Source organism: Cytobacillus sp. (genome assembly GCF_032154635.1).
Lineage (GTDB): Bacteria > Bacillota > Bacilli > Bacillales > Cytobacillaceae > Cytobacillus.
In genome coordinates, this window is the sequence record NZ_JALDXW010000030.1 from 29,530 (window position 1) to 56,125 (window position 26,596).

At 39.0% G+C, this 26,596-nt stretch carries 26 protein-coding genes; all 26 read left to right on the forward strand.

The window, feature by feature from the left end; translation table 11 throughout:
• Window positions 1–18: 18 nt before the first annotated feature.
• The 26 genes from RUH74_RS18090 (at window position 19) to lysS (ending at window position 26,235) form a co-directional block, all read left to right on the forward strand.
• The gene (locus tag RUH74_RS18090) at window positions 19–1,620 is read left to right on the forward strand and encodes a putative polysaccharide biosynthesis protein (protein ID WP_313802518.1); all 1,602 of its coding nucleotides are present in this window, start codon (window positions 19–21) and stop codon (window positions 1,618–1,620) included.
• Between the two features lie 15 nt (window positions 1,621–1,635).
• Complete coding sequence (yabN, locus tag RUH74_RS18095) at window positions 1,636–3,093, forward strand: bifunctional methyltransferase/pyrophosphohydrolase YabN (RefSeq protein WP_313802565.1); 1,458 nt, start codon at window positions 1,636–1,638, stop codon at window positions 3,091–3,093.
• Window positions 3,094–3,110: 17 nt separating this feature from the next.
• Window positions 3,111–3,377, forward strand: a complete 267-nt coding sequence (locus tag RUH74_RS18100; RefSeq protein WP_313802520.1) for an RNA-binding S4 domain-containing protein — start codon at window positions 3,111–3,113, stop codon at window positions 3,375–3,377.
• A gap of 374 nt (window positions 3,378–3,751) precedes the next feature.
• Window positions 3,752–4,057, forward strand: a complete 306-nt coding sequence (gene yabP, locus RUH74_RS18105) for a sporulation protein YabP (protein WP_313802522.1) — start codon at window positions 3,752–3,754, stop codon at window positions 4,055–4,057.
• A complete protein-coding gene (gene yabQ / locus RUH74_RS18110) occupies window positions 4,054–4,686 on the forward strand; it encodes a spore cortex biosynthesis protein YabQ (protein WP_313802524.1) in 633 nt (210 codons plus the stop codon). Before yabP ends, yabQ begins: the two co-directional genes overlap by 4 nt.
• A 13-nt stretch (window positions 4,687–4,699) precedes the next feature.
• Complete coding sequence (locus RUH74_RS18115; protein WP_313802526.1) at window positions 4,700–5,107, forward strand: FtsB family cell division protein; 408 nt, start codon at window positions 4,700–4,702, stop codon at window positions 5,105–5,107.
• Window positions 5,108–5,194: 87 nt separating this feature from the next.
• Entirely contained in the window at window positions 5,195–5,653 is a 459-nt protein-coding gene (locus tag RUH74_RS18120; protein WP_313802528.1) for a S1 domain-containing RNA-binding protein, read from the forward strand.
• A 425-nt stretch (window positions 5,654–6,078) separates the two neighbouring features.
• On the forward strand, window positions 6,079–8,565 hold the full coding sequence (spoIIE, locus tag RUH74_RS18125; protein ID WP_313802530.1) for a stage II sporulation protein E: 2,487 nt from the start codon (window positions 6,079–6,081) through the stop codon (window positions 8,563–8,565).
• 89 nt (window positions 8,566–8,654) lie between these two features.
• Entirely contained in the window at window positions 8,655–9,392 is a 738-nt protein-coding gene (locus tag RUH74_RS18130; protein ID WP_313802532.1) for a VWA domain-containing protein, read from the forward strand.
• Window positions 9,361–10,344 (forward strand): protein kinase domain-containing protein, encoded by a 984-nt coding sequence (locus tag RUH74_RS18135; protein WP_313802567.1) that lies wholly within the window; start codon window positions 9,361–9,363, stop codon window positions 10,342–10,344. Before RUH74_RS18130 ends, RUH74_RS18135 begins: the two co-directional genes overlap by 32 nt.
• 93 nt (window positions 10,345–10,437) lie before the next feature.
• Window positions 10,438–11,826, forward strand: coding sequence for a tRNA lysidine(34) synthetase TilS (gene tilS, locus RUH74_RS18140; protein WP_313802534.1), 1,389 nt, complete (start codon window positions 10,438–10,440; stop codon window positions 11,824–11,826).
• Window positions 11,827–11,849: 23 nt separating this feature from the next.
• The gene (gene hpt, locus RUH74_RS18145; RefSeq protein ID WP_313802536.1) at window positions 11,850–12,395 is read left to right on the forward strand and encodes a hypoxanthine phosphoribosyltransferase; all 546 of its coding nucleotides are present in this window, start codon (window positions 11,850–11,852) and stop codon (window positions 12,393–12,395) included.
• 146 nt (window positions 12,396–12,541) lie between these two features.
• A complete protein-coding gene (gene ftsH, locus RUH74_RS18150; protein WP_313802538.1) occupies window positions 12,542–14,518 on the forward strand; it encodes an ATP-dependent zinc metalloprotease FtsH in 1,977 nt (658 codons plus the stop codon).
• A gap of 145 nt (window positions 14,519–14,663) precedes the next feature.
• Window positions 14,664–15,440 (forward strand): type III pantothenate kinase, encoded by a 777-nt coding sequence (locus tag RUH74_RS18155; protein ID WP_313802540.1) that lies wholly within the window; start codon window positions 14,664–14,666, stop codon window positions 15,438–15,440.
• Between the two features lie 38 nt (window positions 15,441–15,478).
• Window positions 15,479–16,357 (forward strand): Hsp33 family molecular chaperone HslO, encoded by an 879-nt coding sequence (gene hslO, locus RUH74_RS18160; RefSeq protein WP_313802542.1) that lies wholly within the window; start codon window positions 15,479–15,481, stop codon window positions 16,355–16,357.
• A gap of 27 nt (window positions 16,358–16,384) precedes the next feature.
• Window positions 16,385–17,281, forward strand: a complete 897-nt coding sequence (locus RUH74_RS18165) for a peptidyl-prolyl cis-trans isomerase (RefSeq protein WP_313802544.1) — start codon at window positions 16,385–16,387, stop codon at window positions 17,279–17,281.
• 279 nt (window positions 17,282–17,560) lie between these two features.
• Entirely contained in the window at window positions 17,561–18,490 is a 930-nt protein-coding gene (gene cysK / locus RUH74_RS18170; RefSeq protein WP_313802546.1) for a cysteine synthase A, read from the forward strand.
• 142 nt (window positions 18,491–18,632) lie between these two features.
• Window positions 18,633–20,042, forward strand: coding sequence for an anthranilate synthase component I family protein (locus RUH74_RS18175; protein WP_313802548.1), 1,410 nt, complete (start codon window positions 18,633–18,635; stop codon window positions 20,040–20,042).
• Window positions 20,043–20,044: 2 nt separating this feature from the next.
• A complete protein-coding gene (gene pabA / locus RUH74_RS18180) occupies window positions 20,045–20,635 on the forward strand; it encodes an aminodeoxychorismate/anthranilate synthase component II (protein ID WP_313802569.1) in 591 nt (196 codons plus the stop codon).
• A 7-nt stretch (window positions 20,636–20,642) separates the two neighbouring features.
• A complete protein-coding gene (pabC, locus tag RUH74_RS18185; RefSeq protein ID WP_313802550.1) occupies window positions 20,643–21,500 on the forward strand; it encodes an aminodeoxychorismate lyase in 858 nt (285 codons plus the stop codon).
• Window positions 21,501–21,516: 16 nt separating this feature from the next.
• On the forward strand, window positions 21,517–22,350 hold the full coding sequence (gene folP, locus RUH74_RS18190) for a dihydropteroate synthase (RefSeq protein ID WP_313802552.1): 834 nt from the start codon (window positions 21,517–21,519) through the stop codon (window positions 22,348–22,350).
• Complete coding sequence (gene folB / locus RUH74_RS18195; protein WP_313802554.1) at window positions 22,343–22,705, forward strand: dihydroneopterin aldolase; 363 nt, start codon at window positions 22,343–22,345, stop codon at window positions 22,703–22,705. The genes folP and folB overlap by 8 nt, the downstream gene beginning before the upstream one ends.
• Window positions 22,705–23,232: a 2-amino-4-hydroxy-6-hydroxymethyldihydropteridine diphosphokinase gene (gene folK / locus RUH74_RS18200; protein WP_313802556.1), complete on the forward strand. Its 528-nt coding sequence runs from the start codon at window positions 22,705–22,707 to the stop codon at window positions 23,230–23,232. The genes folB and folK overlap by 1 nt, the downstream gene beginning before the upstream one ends.
• Window positions 23,184–23,402, forward strand: a complete 219-nt coding sequence (locus RUH74_RS18205) for a helix-turn-helix domain-containing protein (protein WP_313802558.1) — start codon at window positions 23,184–23,186, stop codon at window positions 23,400–23,402. The genes folK and RUH74_RS18205 overlap by 49 nt, the downstream gene beginning before the upstream one ends.
• A 128-nt stretch (window positions 23,403–23,530) precedes the next feature.
• Window positions 23,531–24,532, forward strand: a complete 1,002-nt coding sequence (gene dusB / locus RUH74_RS18210; protein ID WP_313802560.1) for a tRNA dihydrouridine synthase DusB — start codon at window positions 23,531–23,533, stop codon at window positions 24,530–24,532.
• A gap of 203 nt (window positions 24,533–24,735) precedes the next feature.
• Window positions 24,736–26,235, forward strand: coding sequence for a lysine--tRNA ligase (gene lysS / locus RUH74_RS18215; protein WP_313802571.1), 1,500 nt, complete (start codon window positions 24,736–24,738; stop codon window positions 26,233–26,235).
• Window positions 26,236–26,596 lie beyond the last annotated feature (361 nt).

Consider the following 26,596-nt stretch of genomic DNA (forward strand, 5'->3'; position numbering starts at 1 on the left):
TTGGGAGGAGTTGGGCTGATGATGCCCGATAAGGATTCTAGAGAGCTATTTAAAGGAGCACTCATTTTAACGATGGCTGCTTTGATTGTAAAAGTATTAAGTGCGATCTATCGCGTACCATTTCAAAATATAGTTGGAGATGTTGGATTTTATATTTATCAGCAAGTTTATCCATTTTATGGCGTTGCGCTCGTATTAGCTACAAATGGGTTTCCGGTTATTATCTCTAAGCTTTATGCAGAGCAGGCAGTAAAGCAGGAGAAGAATGGTGTCCAGCATTTATTTGTCATATCTTCAGTTATTTTAATGTTCATTGGTTTTTCGGGCTTTTCAATCCTTTATTGGGGAGCTGAATGGCTTGCTGCATCAATGGGTGACCTTGGGCTTGTGCCATTACTGCGAATGATTTCGGTTGTCTTTCTAATTTTTCCGATTGTATCTATCCTTAGAGGTTATTTTCAAGGAACTGGCAATATGGTTCCGACCGCAGTTTCTCAGGTTGGAGAGCAGCTTGTTCGTGTTCTTACCATTTTGCTTGCAGCTTGGATTTTGACGAAACATGAGTATAGCCTATACGTAGTCGGGAGTGGTGCCACTCTTGGTTCAGTAACAGGCGGATTAACAGCCATACTGATATTGGGTATATTTTATTGGAATAGAAGAAAACGATCAATACTATCAATTGAAAAAATAAATTGGAGAGAAAGCAGGAAAATTGCAAGCGTGCTTCTTCTCCAAGGTTTCGCTGTTTGTATAAGCAGCCTGATTCTAGTTTTTATTCAAATGGCTGATTCTTTGAATCTTTATTCCAATCTTCTTTCTTCCGGATTTACGAGTGAAGGGGCAAAGGAATTGAAGGGGATTTATGACCGTGGGCAGCCGTTAATACAGCTCGGTACGGTTGTTGCGACCTCAATGTCACTATCTCTTGTTCCGATGATTACGAGTGAAAAGCTGAAAGAACAAATGGAATATATACATGATAAAATTAGGCTTGCTCTTCAAATAGCTCTATTCGTTGGACTTGGTGCGGCATTTGGCTTATGGAGTATTATTAAACCGACAAATCGTATGCTGTTTGAAAATAGTGATGGATCTGAAGTGTTGGCGGTATTATGTTTGCTGATTTTCTTTACTTCTATAATCATTACAACAACCGCCATACTTCAAGGCTTGGGCAATTTTATTTTCCCGGCTTGCATTATTCTTTGCGGGTTTGGGATAAAGTTTGGCTTGAATATGGCCCTTGTACCGCTATTTGGTATATTGGGTGCGGCAATTGCATCCTGCATAGCGTTATGTATGGTCATGTTCTTATTGTTGTATAAGCTTCGAAGATTATTAAAGACGTCTATTCTAAGCAAACGATTTTTCCTTGTTGTAAGTGCAGCTACATTAGTCATGATGTTCATTTTAAAGCTTTATTTATATGTAACAGGTCTTTTCCCATCTATTGATCATGAACGACTGTTTGCAGCCTTTCAGGCAATGAGTGCTGTAATTGTTGGTGCAATCGTGTATTTATGGGTTGTGTTAAAAGGGAGGACCTTTAAAGAGGAGGAACTAGCGATGCTGCCGTTTGGAAGCAAGCTTTTGTTCTTCCTGCCTAAAGAGAAATAGGAGTTGAAGAGATTGATGAAAAGAATTCATATACTCGGGCTTGGTGCAGGAGATATGGACCAGCTTCCGCTTGGTGTTTATCGATCATTAAAGAACGCGGATTCACTTTTTTTGCGTACAAAGGAGCATCCGGTTATAAATGAACTAGAAAAAGAGGGAATAAATTTTATATCTTTTGATTCCGTTTATGAAAAACATGATCAATTTCAAGCGGTATATGAGGAGATAAGCAACTCCCTTCTTGAGGAAGCTTTATTAAAGGGGAATATTACTTATGCAGTGCCAGGTCATCCGCTTGTGGCTGAACAAACCGTACAGCTTTTGCTCGAAATAGCATCTGAAAAAGGTGTGGAAATAGAAATCGGCGGCGGCCAAAGCTTTCTTGATGCCCTATTCCAAGCTTTAAAGATTGACCCGATCGATGGCTTTCAGCTTCTTGATGGCACATGTCTGAAGAAGGATGAAATGGAAGTGAAACAGCATGTAATTATTGGTCAGGTGTACGATCAATTTGTTGCTTCAGAAGTAAAGCTTACACTTATGGATATCCTCCCGTATGACTATGATATTTATATTGTGACTGCTGCAGGCAGCCAATATGAACGAATAAAAAAGGTTCCATTATTTGAGCTTGATCGTGAAGTAGAGTTAAATAATTTAACGTCTGTTTATATCCCGCCAGTCAGGGATGAGACTATTTTATATAAAAGGTTTTCAAAGCTCCGTCGCATTATTGCTGAATTGCGTGGACCGAATGGCTGTCCGTGGGATAAAAAGCAAACACATGAATCTTTAAAGAAGTATGTAATCGAAGAGGCGTATGAACTTATAGAGGCGATAAATGAGGAGGATACTGACCATATAATTGAAGAGCTAGGCGATGTCCTGCTTCAAGTTCTCCTGCATGCACAAATTGGCGAGGATGAAGGGTTTTTCTCAATAGATGATGTCGTCGAAGGGCTGTCTGAAAAAATGGTTCGCCGCCATCCGCATGTATTTGGTCAAACAATAGCGGAAACCGAAGAAGATGTTTTGAAGAACTGGCAGGCCATTAAACAAGAAGAGAAGGGGATCGAAGAAGAATCACTACTTGATCAAGTAGGGAAGTCCCTTCCGAATTTAATGGCAGCTGCAGAAATTCAGAAGAAAGCAGCAAAAGTTGGCTTTGACTGGGAGGAAGTAGGGTCCGCTTGGGAGAAGGTAAAAGAAGAGATTCGTGAATTTGAAATAGAAGCAGAAAAAAACAGTGATAAAATGGCAAATGAATTTGGCGATGTTCTTTTTGCGATTGTTAATATCGCCAGATTTTACAAAATTGATCCAGAAGAGGCATTATACGAGACAAATCAAAAATTCAGACGCCGCTTTTCATATGTGGAAAAAAAGGTAAAGGAAAGCGGAAAGCCTTTTGAAGACTTCCGCTTAGAGCAGCTTGATCAATTTTGGGATGAAGCAAAAGAAAAAGGGTTATAAATAGAGGAGGGTTATGTATGAGATTAGATAAATTTTTAAAAGTGTCACGGTTAATTAAAAGAAGGACGCTAGCGAAAGAAGTGTCTGATCAGGGGCGTATTTCGGTTAATGGACAGCAAGCCAAAGCGAGCACAACCGTGAAGGTTGGAGATGAATTAGTCGTTCGCTTCGGCCAAAAATTAGTAACTGTAAAAATTGACCGTATTCAGGAAACAACGAGAAAAGAAGACGCTGCTGAAATGTATACGATTGTTAAAGAAGAGAAAATCGAATCGGAAGGGTAAGCAGCTGCCTCCGCATTTCTGTGTTGTCTAGCTGCGGCTCCTAGCCCCTCGAGGTCATAAGCCAATCCGGCTAGAAGGTTAAAGAACAACCTTCCATCCGTCTTGTCTTATGCTTGTCGGGGCAAAGCAGTCGCCTCCGCATTTTTATGTTGTCTAGCTGCAGCGCCTATCGCCTATCAAACTTCAGGTTACCTACTTACGATAAGTCGACATTAATTCGCTTCCGCTCATTGTGTCTCCTATATCTCAGTAGCGACCCTTCCAGTTTGTACGGCGATGATCAAGGCGTTTTCGCATTTCTTTGTTCTATTCTATCTTTTTCGTTCATAACATGTACAAAAAGCTTGTACTTTGTGAATGCGAGGGATGAACGAATGAGTCAATATTATGAGACAAATTCAACGACAAAAACAAACGTCCAGGAACATGATGTTATCATGCGAAGCAGAAGGCTGTTAGACATTACTGGGGTTAAGCAGGTTGAGAGCTTTGATAATGAAGAGTTTCTATTAGATACAGTTATGGGTTTTCTAGCAATAAAGGGCCAGAATCTGCAAATGAAGAATTTAGATGTAGATAAGGGTGTTGTCTCGATAAAGGGAAAAATCTTTGATCTCGTCTATCTTGATGATCAGCATGGAGATAAGGCTAAAGGATTCTTTAGCAAGTTATTCCGATGACTTTAACAACTCAATTTATCACCATGCTGGCAATGGTTGGCATGGGTTGTGTCTTTGGCGCTACCCTTGATACATATAATCGATTTTTAAAGCGGACAGAAAGGAATCGCGTAATCGTTTTTATAAATGATATCCTTTTCTGGATTGTACAAGGGTTGGCGATTTTTTATATTTTGTTTTTAGTTAATAGAGGAGAACTAAGAGGATATATCTTTCTTGCCCTTTTATGCGGATTTGCTGCCTACCAAAGTTTATTTAAGGGAATTTATCTCCGTTTACTAGAAATCCTTATTACAATGGTCATCAATTTTTACCGCTTTTTGTTGAAATTATTCCATTTTGTTCTTTATAAACCGATTCGTGCATTAATTGTCGGGATCATTTCTTTATTTATTTTATTAGGAAAGGGTCTTTTATCACTGTTAAAAGCCGTGCTAAAACTAGTATTATTTATAGTGAAACTCATTTTACTACCTGTAAAGTGGCTTTTTTTGCTAATTTGGAAACTTTTGCCGAAACATATTAAAAAAACAGTCGATAAGATATATAATAGATTGGCAGGAATTTTTAAACAAATAAAGAATTTCTTTTTTAAGTGGATTTCTAGATGGGATAAAAATAAAAAGTAAGGGAGGGTGCGAAGTGAGTGCTATCAAGAAAAGAAATGTAGCCCAAATACAGACAAGCTATGCCAAACAGCAAGAAGCTGCCGGGATTCATGTAAATATGAAAAGAAAACGTCTATTCAGAAGATTAACTGTGTTTTTTATAGGAGCAGCAGTCCTCTCTGTTTTCATGATCTCTACACTCGTTTCGCAATCCTCTGTTCTTGATGAAAAAAGGGCAGAAAAAAAGAAGCTTGATCAGGAGTTAGCCTTATTAAAGAAGCAAGAAGTAATGTTAGAAGAAGAAATTGTAAAATTAAATGATGATGAATACATTTCCAAGCTTGCCAGGAAGGATTATTTCCTTTCAGAAAATGGGGAGGTTATTTTTAATATCCCCGAGAATAAGGAAAAGGACGAAAAAAAGGAAAAATCAACTAATTAGCCCTTGTATTGAACTCTTTTTTCATATTCTGTATAATATATAGTAAGTTTGATTTTTTTATATAACTCAAGGAGGCAATATCTTTTTATGTCAATCGAAGTGGGCAGCAAGTTACAGGGTAAGGTAACAGGAATTACAAATTTCGGAGCGTTTGTGGAGTTACCGGAAGGCTCAACAGGTCTGGTACACATTAGTGAAGTTGCAGACAATTATGTAAAGGATATTAATGAACATCTTAAGGTCGGTGACCAAGTTGAGGTTAAAGTCATTAATGTCGAAAAGGATGGAAAGATCGGTTTATCCATTAAAAAAGCTAAAGACCGGCCTGAAAGAACAGAGCGTCCTGAAAGAGGCGACAGAAGAGAGTCAAGAGGACATTCACATTCTCAACGTCCACGTCAAGGCAGATCAAATGATAATCGTCCTTCGAGAGAGAATTTTGAAGCAAAAATGGCTCGTTTCTTAAAGGATAGTGAGGACCGTTTATCATCTTTAAAACGCAATACTGAATCAAAACGTGGGGGAAGAGGCGCTAGACGAGGGTAACTTGCTGCTTAATTGATATACATTTTATATAGCAGGGTTTATCGTTTATTATTCCCATAGGTAAAGACAAGTCTGACACAGACTTGTCTTTTTTTTATAAAAAAATATTAATTTAAAATATAAACATTCAGTCTGATGAATTTTTTATAGGATTCTGTCGCAATGGAAAATATCCTTTCGCCAATCTTTTTAGTATAAAGGCAAATGAAACATCCGAGAATGCCTTTTCTTTCTACTTCACTCTTTAAAGATAGAAAAAGTGGAATCGGCTATGTGCATCATTAGATCTTTTTTGTTTACTTATTAGATATTTCAGGGAAATAAGTCGAACGAAAAAGAAGTGCTTGTCCACCATTTTGACAAACTTCTTTTCATTTCAAATTTATAATAATTTGCAACGATAAAAAGTGGGGAGTGTAGTTAAAATGGCAAATAGTGTAGAAAGGAATGTAGTCCAGCCGCTTGGGGAAGTAAATTTTACTAAACCTAAATGGGAGTTTTCAAAAGGATTAAATAAATTTCAGCAGATATGTGAGACTATTTTTCTTAAAAAGGGCTATCTTCTTCTATTGATCGGTTTTTTACTAGGAAGAGCGCTAATTTTAGCCCAGCTCACACCTTTTAGCCTCCCTTTCTTTGCAGCAGTATATTTTTTAAGAAAGGAAAAGGCGCCGATTGCCCTTATCGGATTGATTGCTGGCGCAGCCACCATTTCTATTTCTAACGCTGTATCTGCATTTGGGATTTGTTTTTTATTTTTGCTTGCTTATCGAATAGCAAAAAAATGGCTTACTAATGAATTGAAGGCATTGCCATTTTTTGTTTTTTTTACGATCGCTGCAGGCAAATTATTAGAAGACTTTATAGTAATGAAGCAGCTGACACTTTTCGATGGCATGATGGCTGGAGTAGAAGCAAGCTTAGGTTTTATTCTCACACTCATATTTGTGCAGAGCCTTCCGCTATTGTCTGTTAATAAGCGAAAGCAATCGTTAAAGATCGAGGAAATTGTTTGCTTAATTATTATGCTTGCTACAGTTATGACTGGAACGATTGGCTGGTCTGTTTACGGGCTTTCCATTGAGCATATTATGTCAAGATATTTAGTGCTTTTGTTTGCGTTTGTTGCTGGAGCGACCGTAGGCTCTACAGTAGGTGTTGTAACTGGCCTGATATTTAGCCTTGCCAATATAACAAGTTTCTACCATATGAGTTTGCTAGCTTTTGCAGGTCTGCTTGGTGGTCTATTAAAAGATGGAAGAAAGATAGGAGTGTCAGCAGGTCTTTTAATAGCCACTCTTTTGATCGGGATGTATGGCGAGGGCGGAGGCACTCTTTATAAAACTTTATTAGAAACAGCGGCTGCCATTTTTTTGTTTATTCTTACTCCGCAGGCGTTATTAACGAAGCTTGCAAAACATATTCCAGGTACAACCGAACATGCTGCAGAACAGCAGCAATATATGCGCAAGATGCGTGATGTTACTGCCCAGAGAGTGGCGCAATTCTCAAATGTATTTCAAGCCCTTTCAAAAAGCTTTTCATCCTATGATCAGCCATCAGAATGGGAAGAAGAGAAGGGAACGAGAGAGTTAGATTATTTTCTAAGCAATGTCACCGAAAAGACATGTCAAATGTGCTTCAAGAAGGATCATTGCTGGACAAGGAACTTTGATACAACATATGACTATATGAAAGAAATTATGAATGAAATGGAATATAATCATGGCGATGTATCGCCTAGGCTTTTCCGAGAATGGGAAAAGCATTGTACGCGTGCAAAGAAGGTGACAGATACGATCCAGCAAGAGTTAACCTTTTATCATGCAAACCAAAAACTGAAGAAGCAAGTTCAGGAAAGCAGGAGATTAGTAGCTGAACAATTACTGGGTGTATCAGAGGTAATGGGTGACTTCGCAAAGGAAATTCAAAAGGAAAGAGAAAATCATCATAAGCAGGAAGAACAGATATTAGACGCTTTACAGGAGTTTGGTATTCAAATTGAACAAGTAGAGATTTACAGCTTGGAACAAAGAAATGTAGATATTGATATGACCATCCCTTACTGTAACGGGCATGGGGAATGTGAGAAGCTTATTGCACCCATGCTGTCTGATATCCTTGGAGAATCAATTGTTGTAGGCTCAGAGGATTGCTCAACCTATCCGAATGGTTTCTGTCATGTAACCTTCCGTTCTGCAAAAGCTTTTACTGTAGAAAGTGCTGTTGCGCATGCGGCCAAAGACGGGGGATTTCTTTCAGGTGACAGTTATTCGACGATGGAGCTTGGCGGTGGAAAATATGCAATTGCTATAAGTGATGGGATGGGGAATGGAGAACGAGCACATGTGGAAAGTAAGGAAACACTTCAGCTTCTTCAAAAGATCTTGCAATCAGGGATTGAAGAAAAGGTGGCTATTAAATCAGTAAACTCTGTTTTATCTTTGCGGACGACTGATGAGATTTTCTCAACGCTAGATTTGGCGATGATCGACCTTCAAAATGCGGGGGCTGAATTTCTGAAGATTGGATCGACACCAAGCTTTATTAAAAGAGGGAACAAGGTAATAAAAATACAGGCAAGTAACCTTCCGATGGGGATTATTCAAGAGTTTGAAGTAGATGTGGTCAGTGAACAGTTAAAAGCAGGGGACTTATTGATCATGATGAGTGATGGGATTTTTGAAGGACCAAAGCATGTAGAAAATTTTGATTTATGGATGAAGAGAAAAATCGTTGAATTAAAAACAGAGGACCCACAAGAGGTAGCTGATTTAATAATGGAGGAAGTCATTCGTTCTAGGTCTGGTTTTATTGAAGATGATATGACGGTCATTGTTGCTAAAATCAAACATAATACACCGAAGTGGACAAGCATTCCTGTTCATAAAATAAGAAAAATGGCTAACTAGTTAATTTAACCGAGTAGCAAATAAAGTATGTATATTTCCCTTCTTACCGGTCGAAAATGAGAATAACGAAGGTATAGGAGGGGCGTTTCATGAAAACGGGAACATTGAAGCAGATTTTATTAATTACGGACGGCTGCTCAAATCAAGGAGAAGATCCGATTGCGATGGCCGCGTTAGCAAAAGAGCAGGGGATAACGGTAAATGTCATCGGGGTGATGGAACATGATGTTATTGATGAAAAGGGAATGAATGAAATCGAGGGCATCGCGATGTCTGGCGGGGGCGTCAGTCAGGTTGTTTATGCGAAACAATTATCACAAACCGTTCAAATGGTTACAAGAAAGGCGATGACACAAACTTTACAGGGGGTTGTCAATCGAGAGCTTCAGCAAATTCTTGGGAATAGCAAAAAAGTGGAGGATCTACCGCCGGACCAAAGAGGAGAAGTGCTGGAGGTTGTAGATGAGCTTGGTGAAACCGTTGAGCTAGAAGTGCTCATATTAGTAGATATGAGTGCGAGTATGAAAGCAAAGCTTCCGACTGTAAAAGAAGCTTTGCTGGATTTATCCTTAAGTTTAAACGCCCGATCAGGTGACAATCATTTTAGCGTGTTTGTTTTCCCAGCTAGGAAGAAAGAAGTTGAAAAGGTTCTGGACTGGACACCGAATCTTGGTTCCTTGACAAGCGTATTTGGCAAATTAACTACTGGCGGAATCACTCCAACAGGTCCTGCCATTCGTGAAGCATTAACTTATTTTAAGAAAAAACGATCATTAAGGAGTCTGTTCTCTCGTGATGATGAATCATTCTTTGAAGAATCAGTTTAATGTAAAACCAGGAACACTTATAGAAGGAAAGTGGCACCATAATCAATACAAGATTATAAAGGAACTAGGATTTGGGGCAAATGGTATTGTCTATTTAGCGCAATTTCGCAATCAGCGGGTTGCGCTGAAAATGAGTGATAATGGAATGTCCATTACTAGTGAAGTGAATGTTCTAAAATCCTTTGCAAAGGTCCAAGGGTCTGCCCTCGGGCCTTCTTTGCTTGATGTTGATGACTGGCAGCGGAGGGGCGGACAAATTTCCTTTTATGTAATGGAATATATCCAAGGTCCGGATTTATTAACCTTTATTCAGCAAAGTGGGCGAGTATGGACAGAGGTGCTAATATTACAGCTTTTAAAAGATTTGCATACGCTTCATCAAAATGGCTGGGTGTTCGGGGATCTTAAGCCAGATAATCTAATCGTAACAGGCCCTCCTGCGCGTATACGCTGTATTGATGTCGGGGGAACGACTATTCAAGGAAGGGCAATCAAGGAGTTTACAGAATTCTTCGACCGAGGGTATTGGGGACTCGGATCAAGGAAGGCTGATCCAGGCTACGATCTTTTTGCCGTTGCCATGATTTTTATTAATATCTCTTACCCAAAGCGGTTCAATAAAACACCAGGTGACCTTAAACAGCTTGAGGCCATGATTAAGGGGAAAGATGAACTCAAAAAATATGAAAGCATCTTATTACTTGCCTTAAAAGGAAATTTTTTAAGTGCAATGGAAATGAGGGAGGCGATGCTGCAGCTTAATCAGCCCGAACCAGCTCCTAAAACACGCCATGCACAAAGGAAACAGACACAAACAAAACGAACGATTAAAAGTGTAAGCAGGCAAACGTATACGAAGAAAAAGAAAAAAAGAGGTCTACTTGAAACCGCTTTAATTTTTATTATTATTTCTCTCCTTTATATGTTCTATATTTATGGTCAACTAACATAAAAAATTAAATGATTAGTTTCACCCAAGTCATATATGCTATGCTTCAAGGAGAATATATTTAGATATTATATTTTTAAGATAAGGAAGACGCATATGCTGGATGCCAAGGTCAAAGCTTTTTTACAGCGAAAAGGTATAGAACTAAATAATAAGAAATTTTTAATCGGGGTGTCAGGTGGGCCTGACTCACTAGCCCTTCTTCATTATTTGTGGGAAAAGAAACAATCGTTTAATCTTTCTATTGTTGCTGCACATGTTGATCATATGTTTAGGGGGGAAGAATCTTTTGCAGAAGCAAAATTTGTTCAGCAATTTTGTGAGGAAAGAAATATTCCATTTGAAATGACAAGAATAGATGTCCCTAAATATATTGAAGAGACTGGAAAAAGTACTCAGGCGGCATCTAGAGAGTGTAGATATCAATTTTATGAACGAATGATGGAGAAGCACCAATCAGACTACCTTGCTCTCGGTCACCATGGAGATGATCAGGTGGAAACAATTCTCATGCGGTTAACTAGAGGAAGCTCAGGAGATGCAAGAGCGGGGATTGCTTTTAGTAGACCATTTGGAAGTGGGTACCTCCTTCGCCCTTTTTTATGCTTGAATCGAGAAGAAATTGAAGAATATTGCTCAATCAACGATCTTGATCCGCGCCGAGATCCAAGTAATGAAAAGGGATTGTATAGCCGTAACCGGTTTCGAAAAGAGGTCATGCCCTTTTTAAAAAAGGAAAACCCTCATGTTCACGTGCATTTTCAGCGATTTAGTGAAGAAGTTCAAAGTGATGAAGTTTTTTTGCAGGAATTAACGATCCAAAAAATGAATAAAGTAATGGAAAAGAAGACAATCAGGGAAATAATAATAAATATTAAAGAATTTCAAGAAATGCCAATGCCTTTACAAAGAAGAGGGATTCAACTAATATTAAACTATCTTTATAAGGAAAAACCTGCATCGTTATCTGCCTTACATATTGAGAATGTTTTTGCATTAATGAGCAGTCCCCACCCATCCGGAACACTTCATTTCCCAAACGGTTTGAAAGTTGTGCGTTCATACGAGAAATGTCATTTCCTTTTTCGTCTTCAACCAATACAATCCTATCGTTATGAAATGAATGAACCTGGAAAAATCGAATTACCTAATGGCAGCTGTTTGAAACTTGAATTTACAAGTTATCCTGAGGGTTCTATTCAAGCAAATTCCCTTCTTTTGCTGCGGGACGATTCTTTGCTTCCTCTTGTTATTCGAACGAGGAAAGATGGAGACCGTATGACATTGAAAGGAATGCACGGGTCGAAGAAGGTAAAGGATATTTTTATCGATAATAAAGTGCCTTTGCAGGAAAGAAACTCTTGGCCGATTGTAACAGATAAAAATGGCCAAATCTTGTGGGTACCCGGATTAAAAAAATCGCATTCTTCAATTGGGCAGCAGTCAAATGCTAACTTTATTCTTTTAACTTACATAAGGCAATGATTCTTCTAGGAGGCACGCTAAAAATGAAAAATGATATCGAGAAAATTTTAATAACAGAGGAAGAAATTCAAGAAAAAATTAAGGTGCTTGCCGCCGAGCTTTCTGAGGAGTATAAAGATAGCTTTCCACTCGCTATTGGCGTTTTAAAAGGCGCAATGCCATTTATGGGCGATTTATTAAAACGAATCGATACGTATCTTGAAATGGATTTTATGGATGTATCCAGTTATGGCAAGTCAACCGTTTCTTCAGGTGAAGTGAAGATTGTGAAAGATCTTGACACATCTGTTGAAGGAAGAGATATCTTAATCATTGAAGATATCATCGATAGCGGTTTGACTTTAAGCTATCTAGTGGAGTTATTCCGCTACCGCAAAGCAAAATCCATCAAAATTGTTACATTACTGGACAAACCAACAGGGCGTAAAGCGAATATTAAAGCAGATTATGTTGGATTTATCGTTCCTGATGAGTTTGTGGTTGGGTATGGTCTTGATTTTGCTGAGAAATACCGAAACCTCCCATATATTGGTGTACTAAAGCCGGAAGTATATAGTGATAATAATTAAGTCAATAATTGTAAGAATTAACATCCAAGAATGATCCTTTCTACATTTAGATATGAAACAGTTTTGTCAAGTGCAAATCCTTGTATTGGCACGATTTTCTATGATACTATACATTATAGTTTGTTTACCGTGGGAGGAGGTAAAGGATGAATCGGATCTTCCGGAATACCATCTTTTATTTATTAATATTTTTGGTCATTATCGGCGTTGTTAGTTTCTTTAATGGAAACAATGAGCCAACAGAACGCGTTTCTTATGATAAATTTGTCAGTTATTTAGAAAACGGTGAGATTAAATCACTCACTATGCAGCCTGAGAGAGGCGTATATGAGGTAAAAGGTCAGCTGGAAAATTATGAAGACGGCAAGTATTTTGTTACTTATGTTGTAAATAGTGATACGATCCTTGATCGGATAGAGGCACTAGCTGCACAAAACTCTAAGGTAGAATTTGAGCCAGCTAAAGAAACAAGTGGCTGGGTAACATTCTTCACTTCGATTATTCCTTTCATCATTATCTTTATTTTGTTTTTCTTCTTACTGAACCAAGCCCAGGGCGGTGGAAGCCGTGTGATGAACTTTGGTAAAAGTAAGGCAAAGCTTTATGATGATAGTAAAAAGAAGGTCCGCTTTAAAGATGTAGCAGGAGCGGATGAAGAAAAGCAAGAACTTGTTGAAGTGGTTGAATTTTTGAAAGACCCTAGAAAGTTTGCGGAACTAGGAGCAAGAATTCCAAAAGGTGTTCTACTTGTAGGACCTCCGGGTACTGGTAAAACGCTGCTTGCGCGAGCTGCAGCTGGTGAAGCCGGTGTGCCATTCTTCTCAATTAGTGGTTCAGACTTCGTTGAAATGTTTGTTGGTGTTGGTGCATCACGTGTTCGTGATTTATTTGAAAACGCAAAGAAAAATGCACCATGTATTATATTTATTGATGAAATTGATGCAGTTGGACGCCAGCGTGGTGCGGGCTTAGGCGGAGGACATGATGAACGTGAACAAACGCTTAACCAATTGCTTGTTGAAATGGATGGCTTTGGCGCGAATGAAGGAATTATCATTGTTGCTGCGACAAACCGCCCAGATATTCTAGACCCAGCATTATTGCGTCCAGGACGTTTTGACCGTCAGATTACAGTTGATCGTCCAGATGTTGTAGGACGTGAAGCAGTTCTTAAAGTACATGCACGCAATAAGCCGTTAGATGAGGGAATTAATCTAAAAGCTATTGCCCAGCGTACACCTGGATTCTCAGGTGCTGATTTAGAAAACTTATTGAATGAAGCTGCCCTTGTTGCAGCCCGTCGGGATAAGAAAAAAATTGATATGACTGATATCGATGAAGCAACTGACCGTGTAATTGCTGGTCCTGCGAAGAAAAGCCGTGTTATTTCTAAAAAGGAAAGAAACATTGTTGCCTTCCATGAGGCTGGTCATACGGTGATTGGTGTAGTCCTTGAAGAAGCCGAAATGGTTCATAAAGTAACGATTGTCCCTCGTGGGCAAGCCGGTGGATATGCTGTTATGCTCCCTAAAGAAGATCGCTTCTTTATGACAAAACCTGAGCTTCTTGATAAAATTGTCGGTTTGCTAGGCGGACGTGTGGCAGAGGAAATTGTGTTCGGTGAAGTAAGTACTGGCGCTCATAATGACTTCCAGCGTGCTACAGGCATTGCGCGAAGAATGGTTACAGAATTTGGAATGAGTGATAAGCTCGGCCCATTACAATTTGGTCAATCACAGGGCGGCCAAGTCTTCTTAGGAAGAGATTTCAATAACGATCAGAATTACTCTGATGCAATTGCTTATGAAATCGATTTAGAAATTCAGCGCATAATTAAGGATTGTTATGCTAAGGCGAAAAAAGTCCTTACAGAAAATCGTGATAAGTTAGATTTAATTGCTAACACGCTGTTAGAAGTAGAAACACTTGATGCAGAACAAATTAAACATTTAATTGACCATGGTACATTACCTGATCGTTCTGTCAAACCAGATGAAAACACTTCTGGAGACGTTAAGGTGAACATAAACGTGAATAAAGAAGAACTTCCTGAAAAAACGACAGAGTCAAAAGAAGATTCCACTCCTTCTGAAGAAGAAACGAAGGACGATAAGAAAGAATAATTAAAAAAGCGCTCTTACTTGAGCGCTTTTTTTTTGCGAAATTTCACTTCAGGTAAATTCCGATTACACGTTGCTAACCGAGTTATGTTATGATGTGTTCAGTGAAAACATTGTCGAATTTAACTTTAAAAAAGTGGTGAGAAAATTGATATTCGTATTTGATATAGGGAATACAAATATGGTTCTCGGTGTATATGATGGAGACGTATTAAAATACCATTGGAGAATTGAAACGAACCGAAATAAAACAGAAGATGAATATGGCATGCTGATTAAGTCCCTGTTTGATCATGTAGAGTTGAAGTTTGCTGACATAGATGGAATTATTATTTCCTCGGTTGTTCCACCGATAATGAATGCACTGGAAAGAATGTGTCATAAATATTTTCACATAAAACCGCTAATCGTGGGTCCTGGTATGAAAACAGGATTAAATATTAAATATGAAAACCCGAGGGAAGTTGGAGCAGACCGCATTGTGAATGCAATTGCCGCCATCCATGATTATGGCAGTCCGCTTATTATAGTTGATTTCGGGACAGCGACTACCTATTGCTATGTCAATGAACATAAACAATATATGGGTGGTGCGATCGCTCCAGGAATTGGCATTTCAACGGAAGCGCTATATTCTAGAGCTGCCAAGCTCCCAAGAATTGAGATTGCACGGCCTGATGATATTATCGGAAAGAATACGGTGGCTGCGATGCAGGCAGGAATCTTATTTGGCTATGTAGGGCAAGTAGAAGGAATTGTTAAGAGAATGAAGGATCAGGCAAAAGGAAATCCTACTGTTATTGCAACAGGTGGATTAGCAAGTCTAATTGCAAAGGAATCAACGATTATCGACATTGTTGATCCATTTTTAACTTTAAAAGGCCTTCAGGTTATTTATAAGCGTAATATGGAGACATTAAAATAACTGACAACAAGGATTGGCAAAATGAAAGGGGTTTACAAATGAGCGATTATTTAATAAAAGCACTTGCTTATAATGGGCAAGTACGGGCATATGCTGTTCGAACAACAGAAACAGTTGGAGAGGCACAGCGTCGTCATCAAACATGGCCAACAGCCTCTGCAGCATTAGGTAGAGCGATGTCAGCTGGAGTCATGATGGGTGCTATGTTGAAAGGCGAGGAAAAGATAACGATTAAAATTGAGGGCGGCGGCCCAATTGGCCCCATTTTAGTTGACAGTAATTCAAAGGGCGAAGTTAGGGGATATGTGACGAATCCTCAAACTCATTTTGATTTAAATGAACATGGAAAGCTTGATGTTCGCCGTGCAGTAGGGACAACAGGGACATTAACGGTTGTTAAAGATATTGGCATGAGGGAGCATTTTACTGGTCAAGTTCCCATTGTATCAGGTGAATTAGGAGAAGATTTCACTTATTATTTTGTTACCTCTGAACAAACGCCATCATCTGTTGGTGTGGGGGTACTTGTGAATCCAGATAATACGATTCTTGCTGCTGGTGGATTTATTTTACAGCTTATGCCGGGAACAGATGACGAAACGATTACAGATATTGAAAATCGCTTAAAAATGATTCCGCCTGTATCCAAGCTCATACAGCAAGGGCTATCACCAGAAGAATTATTAGAGGCGTTATTAGGAAAGGAAAACGTGAAGGTACTTGAGAAATTACCTGTAGCTTTCACGTGTACTTGTTCAAAGGAAAGGTTTGCAGACGCGATTACTAGTCTTGGAAAAGAGGAAATCCAGGATATGATTGATACGGATGGCAAAGCAGAGGCACAATGCCACTTCTGCAATGAATTGTACCATTATTCAAAAGAAGAATTAGAAGAGTTAAAGCAAGAGGCAAAGTAAAAGGTGGAGTTTTAGGGGGAGGACAAGGTGAAAAAGGAGAGGTTGAAGAGAGAGAAAATTTGGATTTTAATAGCTGGACTTATTTTGCTGAATTGCTTGACTATAGCCTTTTTCATTTCTAAAGGTAGTACTGGAAATAGTGAGGTTGTGGCAAGGGTAGGAAAGGAAAAGATTACGCGGCAGGATTGGCTTAATGAGATGGAGTCAAGATATGGAAAAGAAATACTGAGTGAACTAGTTGACCAAAAAATTATTGAATCAGCTGGAAAGAAGTACGGAATAAAAATTTCTGATCAAGCAGTTGAACGGGAGCTCATGGTTATTAAAACAATGTACGGTTCCTCTGGCGGTTACCAGTCATCAGATGAGGAAAAAATGCGTGAGCAAATAAAAAGCAGTTTGATGCTTGAAGAAATCTTGACAAAGGATGTTAAAGTATCAGAAAAAGAAATGAAGACTTATTACGAGCAGAATAAAAAGCAGTTTCATTTGCCTGACTCCTATCATATTTCCAAAATTGTTGTTAATACAAAAAAAGAAGCGGAACAAACCCTGAAGGAATTAGAGCAAGGATCCAGCTTTGCTGTGCTTGCAATGGAACGCTCAGTTGATGAATTTACTGCTAATCTTGGCGGAGATGCAGGCTACGTAAATGAAGATAGTGACCGGTATTCAAAAGACTTTCTTCAAATTGTTAAAAAGCTAAAACCAGGTAAATGGAGTAAACCAGTAAAGTTAGAGGATAGCTATGCGATAGTTATTCTCCATGAAGCTGTTAAAGGCAAGGAGTATAAATTTAAGGATGTAAAGGATCAAATCAGAAGGCAAATTGCTTTAGAGCAAATGGAGATCCCTGTTTCGGCGAAGCCGCTCTGGAATGAAACAGATATTGAATGGTTTTATGGAGAACTTGAAGCTCAATAAAAGTGAATGCAACACGGACTATGTCCGTGTTTTTTTCTGAAAAGATAAGAAAGTATAACTTTGAATGAAATAATAGTCTAGCGCAAGCGGACTATCAACAATTAAACTTCAGGTTCCCTTCTTACGATAAGTCGAAAGGGTACAATAATGAAGATTAGGCGAAAGTATGAAATATATTTGAAAATTTAATTTTTCATTGCAAAACAATTGACTTTATAGGCTTTACTTGGTAAGTTTTAATTAAACCAATAAAAATACTCGGAATAAGAGGTGGGGCAAGTGGTACGTGTAGCAAATTCGATTGCAGAATTAGTTGGCCAGACTCCAATTGTGAAACTTAATCGCATCGTTGATGAGAATAGTGCAGATGTGTTTGTAAAATTAGAATATATGAATCCCGGGAGCAGTGTAAAAGATCGTATTGCTCTTGCGATGATTGAAGCGGCAGAAGAAAGTGGAGATTTAAAAGAAGGAGCTACCATCATTGAGCCAACAAGCGGAAATACAGGAATTGGGCTGGCAATGATTGCTGCTGCAAAAGGGTATAAGGCGATACTAGTTATGCCTGATACAATGAGTATGGAACGACGCAATCTCCTTCGTGCTTATGGGGCAGAGCTTGTTTTAACACCAGGAGCAGAAGGAATGAATGGGGCGATCCGAAAGGCGGGAGAGCTTGCGAATGAGCATGGCTACTTCATGCCTCAACAATTCCAAAATCCTGCTAACCCAGAAATACATCGGAAAACTACTGGTAAAGAAATCACCGAACAAATAGGTGACCAGCTGGATGCGTTTATTTCAGGAATTGGAACTGGCGGCACAATATCCGGTGCCGGCGAAGTTCTTCGTGAAAAATATGAGAATATCAAAATTTATGCGGTAGAACCAACTGACTCCCCAGTTTTATCAGGCGGAAAGCCAGGCCCGCACAAAATTCAAGGAATTGGCGCTGGATTTGTCCCGGAAATTCTTAATACAGAAATTTATGATGAAGTGATTCAAGTGTCAAATGAAGAGGCATTTGAGTATGCTCGTCGTGCAGCAAAAGAAGAAGGGATTCTTGGGGGTATTTCATCTGGAGCAGCTATTTTTGCTGCATTAAAGATTGCGAAAGAGCTTGGAAAAGGTAAGAAAGTACTTGCGATTCTTCCTAGTAATGGAGAGCGTTATTTAAGTACTCCATTGTACCAATTTGAAACGGAATAATAAGCAAAAAGCAACGGTCATTTGAGACTGTTGCTTTTTTGTTTTTGCACTTACATATTTGCTCAAATTTTTTAAATTAAAATGAAAGCTAGGCGTTCTTCATGTATGATGAAAAAAGAGATTACATGGGGGTGACCTTCCGATGAATAAATACAATATACATGCCAACAAGATTCCTTATACATACAGTCGTCTTTTTCAACAATATCGCCAAATTTCCTTAGAGAAGGATCATCATATTTTCTTGGAAAGCGGGCGCGGCGGGCGCTATAGTATTGCAGCTTTTGATCCAGAAACTGTTTTGATCGGGAAAAATTCAAGGTTAGAAATTATCCACAAGACTGGCAAACAAACGCTTGAAGGAAATCCGCTGCATTTGCTGAAAGACTGGCTCCGTCAATACGAAATGGATAGGCATGAGGAGTTCCCTGATTTTCAAGGAGGCGCAATCGGTTTAATTAGCTATGATTATGGACGTTATATTGAAAAGCTGCCGAAATTGGCAAAAGATGATTTGCAAATGCCCGATATTCATTTTTTAATTTTTAAGGAATGGTTTGTGTTTGATCATAAACATGAAGTTTTGTGGCTCATGTTTCTATACGATGGGTCGGATGATAAAGCAGAAATAGAAAGAAGAGCAGAAGAATGGAAAAGGCGATGGTTGACCGAATATTCTCAGCCCTATTTTAAAAAAACAGCTGAAATAAACAGGCAAAAAGATGTCTCTATGAGTGAAGAGGCGTTTATTCAGGCGGTTCAGCGTGTGCAGCATTACATTTCACAGGGCGATGTTTTTCAAGTGAACTTATCTGTCCGGCAAAGCCAGCCGATGTCACTTCCAGCAATGGATGTTTATGAACAGCTTAGGGTATTAAATCCCTCCCCATATATGGGTTATATCCATACACCTGAGTATCAGCTTGTCAGTGCGTCGCCAGAGCTATTGATTAAGAAAAAGGGCCAAGAGGTTAGTACTCGGCCGATTGCAGGTACAAGGTCTCGTGGAAGAGATGAGTCAGAAGATCTTGAACTGGCAAATGAGCTAATTGAAAATGAAAAGGAACGGGCAGAGCATGTGATGCTCGTTGATTTGGAAAGAAATGATCTTGGTCGTGTTTGTACATACGGGTCTGTTCAAGTGGATGAGTTCATGGTGATCGAAAAATACTCTCATGTTATGCATATAGTCTCAAACGTAAGGGGAGAACTTGCTGATGGCAAAGATGGGTTTGATTTAATTGATGCTGTGTTCCCTGGAGGGACGATTACAGGGGCTCCGAAGATAAGAACAATGGAAATTATCGAGGAGATGGAACCTGTCACGAGAGGGCCCTATACTGGATCATTCGGATGGATAAATTTTAACGGGGACCTTGAGCTGAACATTATTATTCGCACAATGCTAGTAAAGGATGGGCTTGCGCATGTTCAGGCTGGTGCGGGTGTTGTCATTGATTCGAATCCAAAAAACGAATATAAAGAGTCGTTAAAAAAGGCTATTGCTTTATGGAAGGCAAAAGAAATGGCTGAACAGAAAAAAGGTGATTAATGATGATCTTCATGATTGATAATTATGATTCATTCACATATAACCTCGTTCAATACTTAGGTGAGCTGGGCGAAGAATTAGTTGTTAGAAGAAATGATGAAACGTCGATTGAAGAAATTCGTAAAGTAAATCCAACGTTTTTAATGGTTTCTCCTGGGCCTTGCAGTCCGAATGAAGCGGGAATAAGCATTGAAGTAATCAATGAATTTGCAGGTCATATTCCAATCTTTGGAGTTTGTCTAGGGCACCAATCAATTGCCCAAGTTTTTGGCGGGGAGGTCGTTCAAGCAGAGCGGCTGATGCATGGAAAAACATCTGATATGCATCATGATGGGAGAACGATCTTTAAAGGACTGCCCAATCCTTTCCCGGCAACAAGATATCATTCCTTAATTGTCAGGAAAGAAACACTGCCTTCTTGCTTCGAAATATCCGCATGGACGGCTGAAGGTGAAATCATGGCTATTCGCCATAAGGAATTGCCTGTAGAAGGTGTTCAGTTTCATCCGGAATCGATCATGACAACGTCAGGAAAGGATTTGCTCAAGAATTTCCTAAGTTATTATTCGAAGATGGAAGGTAGTAAAGGGTGATTGTGTTATGTTTATCTATATGAATGGTGAAATTGTCAGGAAAGAAGAGGCTGTCGTCTCTCCATTAGACCATGGGTTTTTATACGGAATGGGACTGTTTGAAACATTCAGAGTCTATGATGGACACCCCTTTTTATTGGACGATCATCTGGAAAGGCTGAATAATAGTTTAGAAGTGTTAAACATGAAAGCTACTTATTCGAGGGATGAGATACTGCATGCGCTTCGCCGGCTTTTAGCAAAAAATCATTTAACAGATGCCTACATCCGTTTGAATGTATCAGCAGGCATAGGGGAAATAGGACTGCGGTCGGAACCTTATCTTCACCCTAATTTGATTATCTTTGCGAAGCCGCTTCCTCCTTCCATGAGCAGACAGGAAAAAAGGGCTGTTATACTAAATTTGAATAGGAATACCCCTGAGGGACAAGAACGCTTAAAGTCGCATCACTATTTGAACAATATTTTAGCCAAGCGAGAAATAGGGGATATGCCTAATTGTGAAGGGATCTTCCTAACAAAAGAGGGTTTTTTGGCAGAAGGAATTGTCTCAAATTTGTTTTGGATAAAAGAAAATGTTTTGTACACGCCAGCTATTGCAACGGGCATTTTAAATGGAGTGACAAGAAAATTAATTATAAATCTAGCTCATAGTAATGGAATGATCGTTGAGGAAGGCTTCTATCATGTGGATGAAGCTAAAAAGGCAGATGAGGTTTTCGTTACGAATTCCATCCAGGAAGTTGTTCCGATTTATTCATTTGATGGGAGTGATATGCCGGGTGTTAACGGAAGCTTTGTACAGCATCTTCAGAAGCAATATAAGAGCTTAAGCAGAACCTTGTGGAGCAGGAATGAGTGTTAAGGGAGGAGATTTATTCATGTCTACAATTATTCAATGTAGCCCTTATTCATTGGATTATAGCAAGAAAACGCTAATTATGGGGATTTTAAATATTACGCCTGATTCCTTTTCCGATGGAGGCAAATATAATCATTTGGATCAAGCAGTGGAACGGGCTATGCAAATGGTGCAGGATGGGGCAGATATTATTGATATTGGAGGAGAGTCTACTAGACCTGGATTTATTAAAGTATCTGCTGAAGAAGAAATTGAGCGGGTTATTCCGATTATTCGGGCAGTATCGGAAGCAGTAAATGTACCGATCTCTATAGATACATATAAGGCAGAAGTTGCTAAGGAAGCCATTAAGGCAGGTGCGCATATCATAAATGATATTTGGGGTGCGAAAGCGGATGAGGATATGCCGAAGGTTGCTGCTGAGCTTCAAGTTCCAATTGTGTTAATGCATAATCGTATAAACCAAGACTACTCGGTTTTTTATCGTGATGTTGTTAACGATTTATTTGAAAGCATTTCACTTGTTAAGTATGCTGGAGTCAAGGATGAAAATATTATTTTAGACCCAGGAATTGGGTTTGCTAAAGACTTAACTTATAATCTAGAAATGATGAGAGACTTGGACAAGCTTGTATCCCTTGGATATCCTGTTTTACTAGGAACTTCTAGGAAATCTATGATTGGCGGGGTGTTAGACTTACCTGTTGAAGAGCGGATGGAAGGCACTGGTGCAACTGTTTGTTATGGAATCCAGAAGGGATGTCAGATCATGCGTATTCATGATGTGAAAGAAATGGCTCGAATGGCAAAAATGATGGATGCACTAGTAGGTAAGGGAGTATATCATGGATAAAATTATATTAAATAAGATGGCGTTTTATGGATATCACGGGGTTTTTCCTGAGGAAACCCGTTTGGGACAAAGGTTTATGGTGGATTTAACTGTAGAAACGAACTTAAAAAAGGCTGGGGAAACTGATCAGCTGGAATACTCGATTAATTACGGAGAAATTTTTCAAGTATGTAAAGATATTGTTGAAGGAAAACCATATAAGCTAGTTGAAGCAGTTGCTGAAAAGATTGCCGGGGAAATGCTTGCCCGTTTTGCGTCAATTTCCCAAGTGACAGTAAGGGTAATTAAACCAGATCCGCCTATTCCAGGGCATTATGAATCGGTTGCAGTTGAAGTAACAAGGGGTAGAATGTAATGAATAATGAAGCCTATATTGCTTTAGGATCTAACATTGGAGACCGTTTTGAGCATTTAAAGCAGGCAATCCAGGAGTTGAACGCTCTTCCAGACGTGAGGGTAGTGAATACCTCATCCATTTACGAAACGGATCCGGTTGGATATGAAGATCAAGAGCAATTTTTAAATATGGTAATATATTTGGAAACGGGATTAAGCCCCATTCAATTATTGGAAGCATGTCTTGCTATCGAAAAAGAGCTTGGGAGAAAAAGGGATATCCGCTGGGGCCCTCGAACGATAGACCTTGACATTTTGCTTTATAATCAAGAAAATATTAAAACAGAGAAGTTATTAGTTCCTCATCCTCGGATGCAAGAGAGAGCTTTTGTTATCATCCCTCTACTTGAGATTCAGTCCAGCATCAAGCTTCCGACGATGGAAAAGCCTCTTCAAGCATGTTTAGAGGATATACCTGATAGAGAGGGAGTTCGGATATGGAAGCGGAAAAATGGGGAAGACGTATTCGCGCTTTTCGTAAACTAAAAGGCTTTACACAGGAAAGCTTTGCTAAAGAGCTTGGGGTATCAGTATCGATACTAGGGGAGATTGAAAGAGGGAATAGAATGCCCGCAGCTGACTTTTTGGAACGGGTTGCTTATATGCTAAATATTACCGTTGAAGATCTAACACCCCCGGGGGGAAATAGAGAATAGATTTTTTTGAATAAGGATAGTACTTTAGGCTAGATAAAAGTCTAGCTGCTGCGCCTTGGGTTAAAAGACTGGTCTTATGCTTGTCTTCCTAATCAAGGCGCTTTCGTATTTCAACTAGGAGGCTTTCTATGTTTAAAATTGGCGATATTGAATTAAAAAACCGTGTCGTACTTGCGCCAATGGCAGGAGTATGCAACTCGGCCTTTCGACTTACTGTAAAGGAGTTTGGTGCTGGACTTGTATGTGCCGAAATGGTCAGTGATAAAGGCATCATTATTAAGAATGAAAAGACAATGAATATGCTTTACATCGATGAAAGAGAAAAGCCGCTAAGTTTGCAAATTTTTGGCGGAGAAAAAGAGACATTGGTTGAAGCGGCGAGATTTGTTGATAAAAATACAAACGCGGATATTATCGATATTAATATGGGCTGCCCTGTTCCTAAAATTACGAAATGTGATGCAGGGGCTAAATGGCTCCTTGATCCAGATAAAATTTATGAAATGGTCTCAGCTGTTACTGATGCAGTTGAAAAGCCAGTTACTGTTAAGATGCGCATGGGATGGGATGAAGACCATATTTACGCTGTACGTAATGCGCAGGCAGTTGAACGTGCGGGCGGAAAGGCTGTTGCGATGCACGGCCGTACACGCGTTCAAATGTATGAAGGAAAAGCAAATTGGGATATTATTCGTGAGGTGAAGCAAAGCATCAATATTCCGCTGATCGGAAATGGAGATGTTCAAACGCCTCAAGATGCTAAACGGATGCTTGATGAAACAGGCTGTGATGGTGTCATGATTGGCAGAGCTGCATTAGGGAACCCGTGGATGATTTACCGTACAGTTAAATATCTTGAATCAGGGGAATTAATGGGTGAGCCGAGTGTACGTGAGAAAATGAATGTTTGCATCCTTCATTTAGATCGTTTAATCGCTTTGAAAAACGAGTATATAGCTGTTCGTGAAATGCGTAAGCATGCTGCTTGGTACCTAAAAGGGATTCGTGGAAATGCAAAAACGCGAAATGCTATCAATGAGTGTCATACGAGAGAAGATCTTGTTACATTGTTAAATGCACTTGTAATAGAAGTAGAGGAAAAGGAACAGAGTCAAGTCCAAGCGGGATAACAGGGATGATGTTTGACTTTGAAATTTTCTTTATCTATAATACTTTTGAACGAAAGAGAACTGCCAGTGGACCTACTGGCAGTTTTTATTCTATTTATTCATATTATTGATGTCTGTGCAGTCCACATTGTGTAGAATAATAGAAGTGAGAAATCTTTTATTGTGCTTAAGCTTTACATAAAAAGATTTACAAAATATTGGAGATGATACAAGTGAGTCAGAGTCATGAAGAATTAAATGACCAATTAATCGTGAGAAGGGAAAAAATGAATAGCCTGCGAGAAAAAGGGCTAGATCCTTTTGGAAAGCGTTTTGACCGTTCTCATCAATCTAAGGAACTGATTGAACAATATGAGGCGTTTGAAAAAGAGGAGATTGAAGAAAAAAATATAAAGGTAGCTCTTGCTGGCCGTATCATGACAAAGCGCGGAAAAGGAAAAGCTGGCTTTGCACATATCCAGGATTTATCTGGCCAAATTCAAATCTATGTTCGTAAAGATGCAATTGGTGATGAAAAATATGAAATTTTCGACTCGGTTGATCTTGGGGATATTGTTGGTGTTTCAGGAACTCTTTTTAAAACAAAAGTAGGCGAACTTTCTATTAAGGTTCAGGATTTTGAACTATTAACAAAAGCATTGCGACCGCTTCCTGATAAATTTCACGGTTTAAAGGATGTTGAACAGCGATACCGTCAACGTTATTTAGATTTAATTATGAGCGAGGAAAGCAAAAAGACATTTGTTGATCGCAGTCGGATTATCCAATCTATGCGCCGTTATTTAGATAGTCAAGGATACTTAGAAGTAGAAACACCGATGATGCACTCGATTGCTGGCGGAGCTTCAGCTCGTCCGTTTATTACTCATCATAATGCTCTTGATATGGAGCTGTACATGCGTATCGCAATTGAACTTCATTTGAAGCGATTGATTGTCGGCGGTTTAGAGAAAGTCTATGAAATTGGCCGCGTATTTCGTAATGAAGGTGTTTCAACACGTCATAATCCGGAATTCACGATGATTGAATTATATGAAGCATATGCTGACTATCGTGATATTATGAGTCTAACTGAAAACCTAATCGCTCATATCGCACAGGAGGTACTGGGAACGACGACGGTACAGTACGGTGAATATGAAGTTGACTTAAAACCAGAATGGAAAAGACTTCATATGGTAGATGCGATTAAGGAATATACAGGGGTAGATTTCTGGAAAGAGATGAGCAAAGAAGAAGCGCAGCAATTGGCAAAAGAGCATGGGGTAGAGATTACTGAACATATGCTTTATGGTCATATAGTAAATGAGTTTTTTGAACAAAAAGTTGAAGAGAAGCTAATTCAGCCAACATTCATTTTTGGACACCCTGTAGAAATTTCTCCACTTGCAAAGAAAAATGACGAAGATCCACGGTTTACGGATCGTTTCGAGCTATTTATTGTTGCACGTGAGCATGCGAATGCGTTTACAGAGCTAAATGATCCAATTGATCAAAGACAACGTTTTGAAGCGCAGCTCAAAGAAAGAGAACAGGGTAATGATGAAGCGCATATGATGGATGATGATTTTATTGAAGCATTAGAATACGGAATGCCTCCAACAGGAGGACTGGGGATTGGTATCGATCGCCTTGTTATGCTTCTAACAAATTCTCCATCTATTAGAGATGTTCTGTTATTCCCGTTAATGCGTCATCGTTAATAGATTTATCAAAGGTAAAGCGTGTATTTTTATATGCTTTACCTTTTTTGTATTTCAATAAATTATATGAATATTTTTTTTTTGAATTCTTATGATAAATATTAAAAAAACATATTGCAACCATGTTGATATGGTGGTATATTAATATCTGTTGTTGCGAGACAATAACTTTTGAAAAAAGAATGAAAAAAGTTGTTGACTTAAACGGCTTAAATGTGATAGTATTTAAAAGTCGCCTTAAGCGACAGCGTGATAACAATCATTGCTCTTTGAAAACTGAACGAACAAAAAACGTCAACGTTTAAATCAAGTTTTAAAACTTAAGAGCTAATCTTACTCTTTATTGGAGAGTTTGATCCTG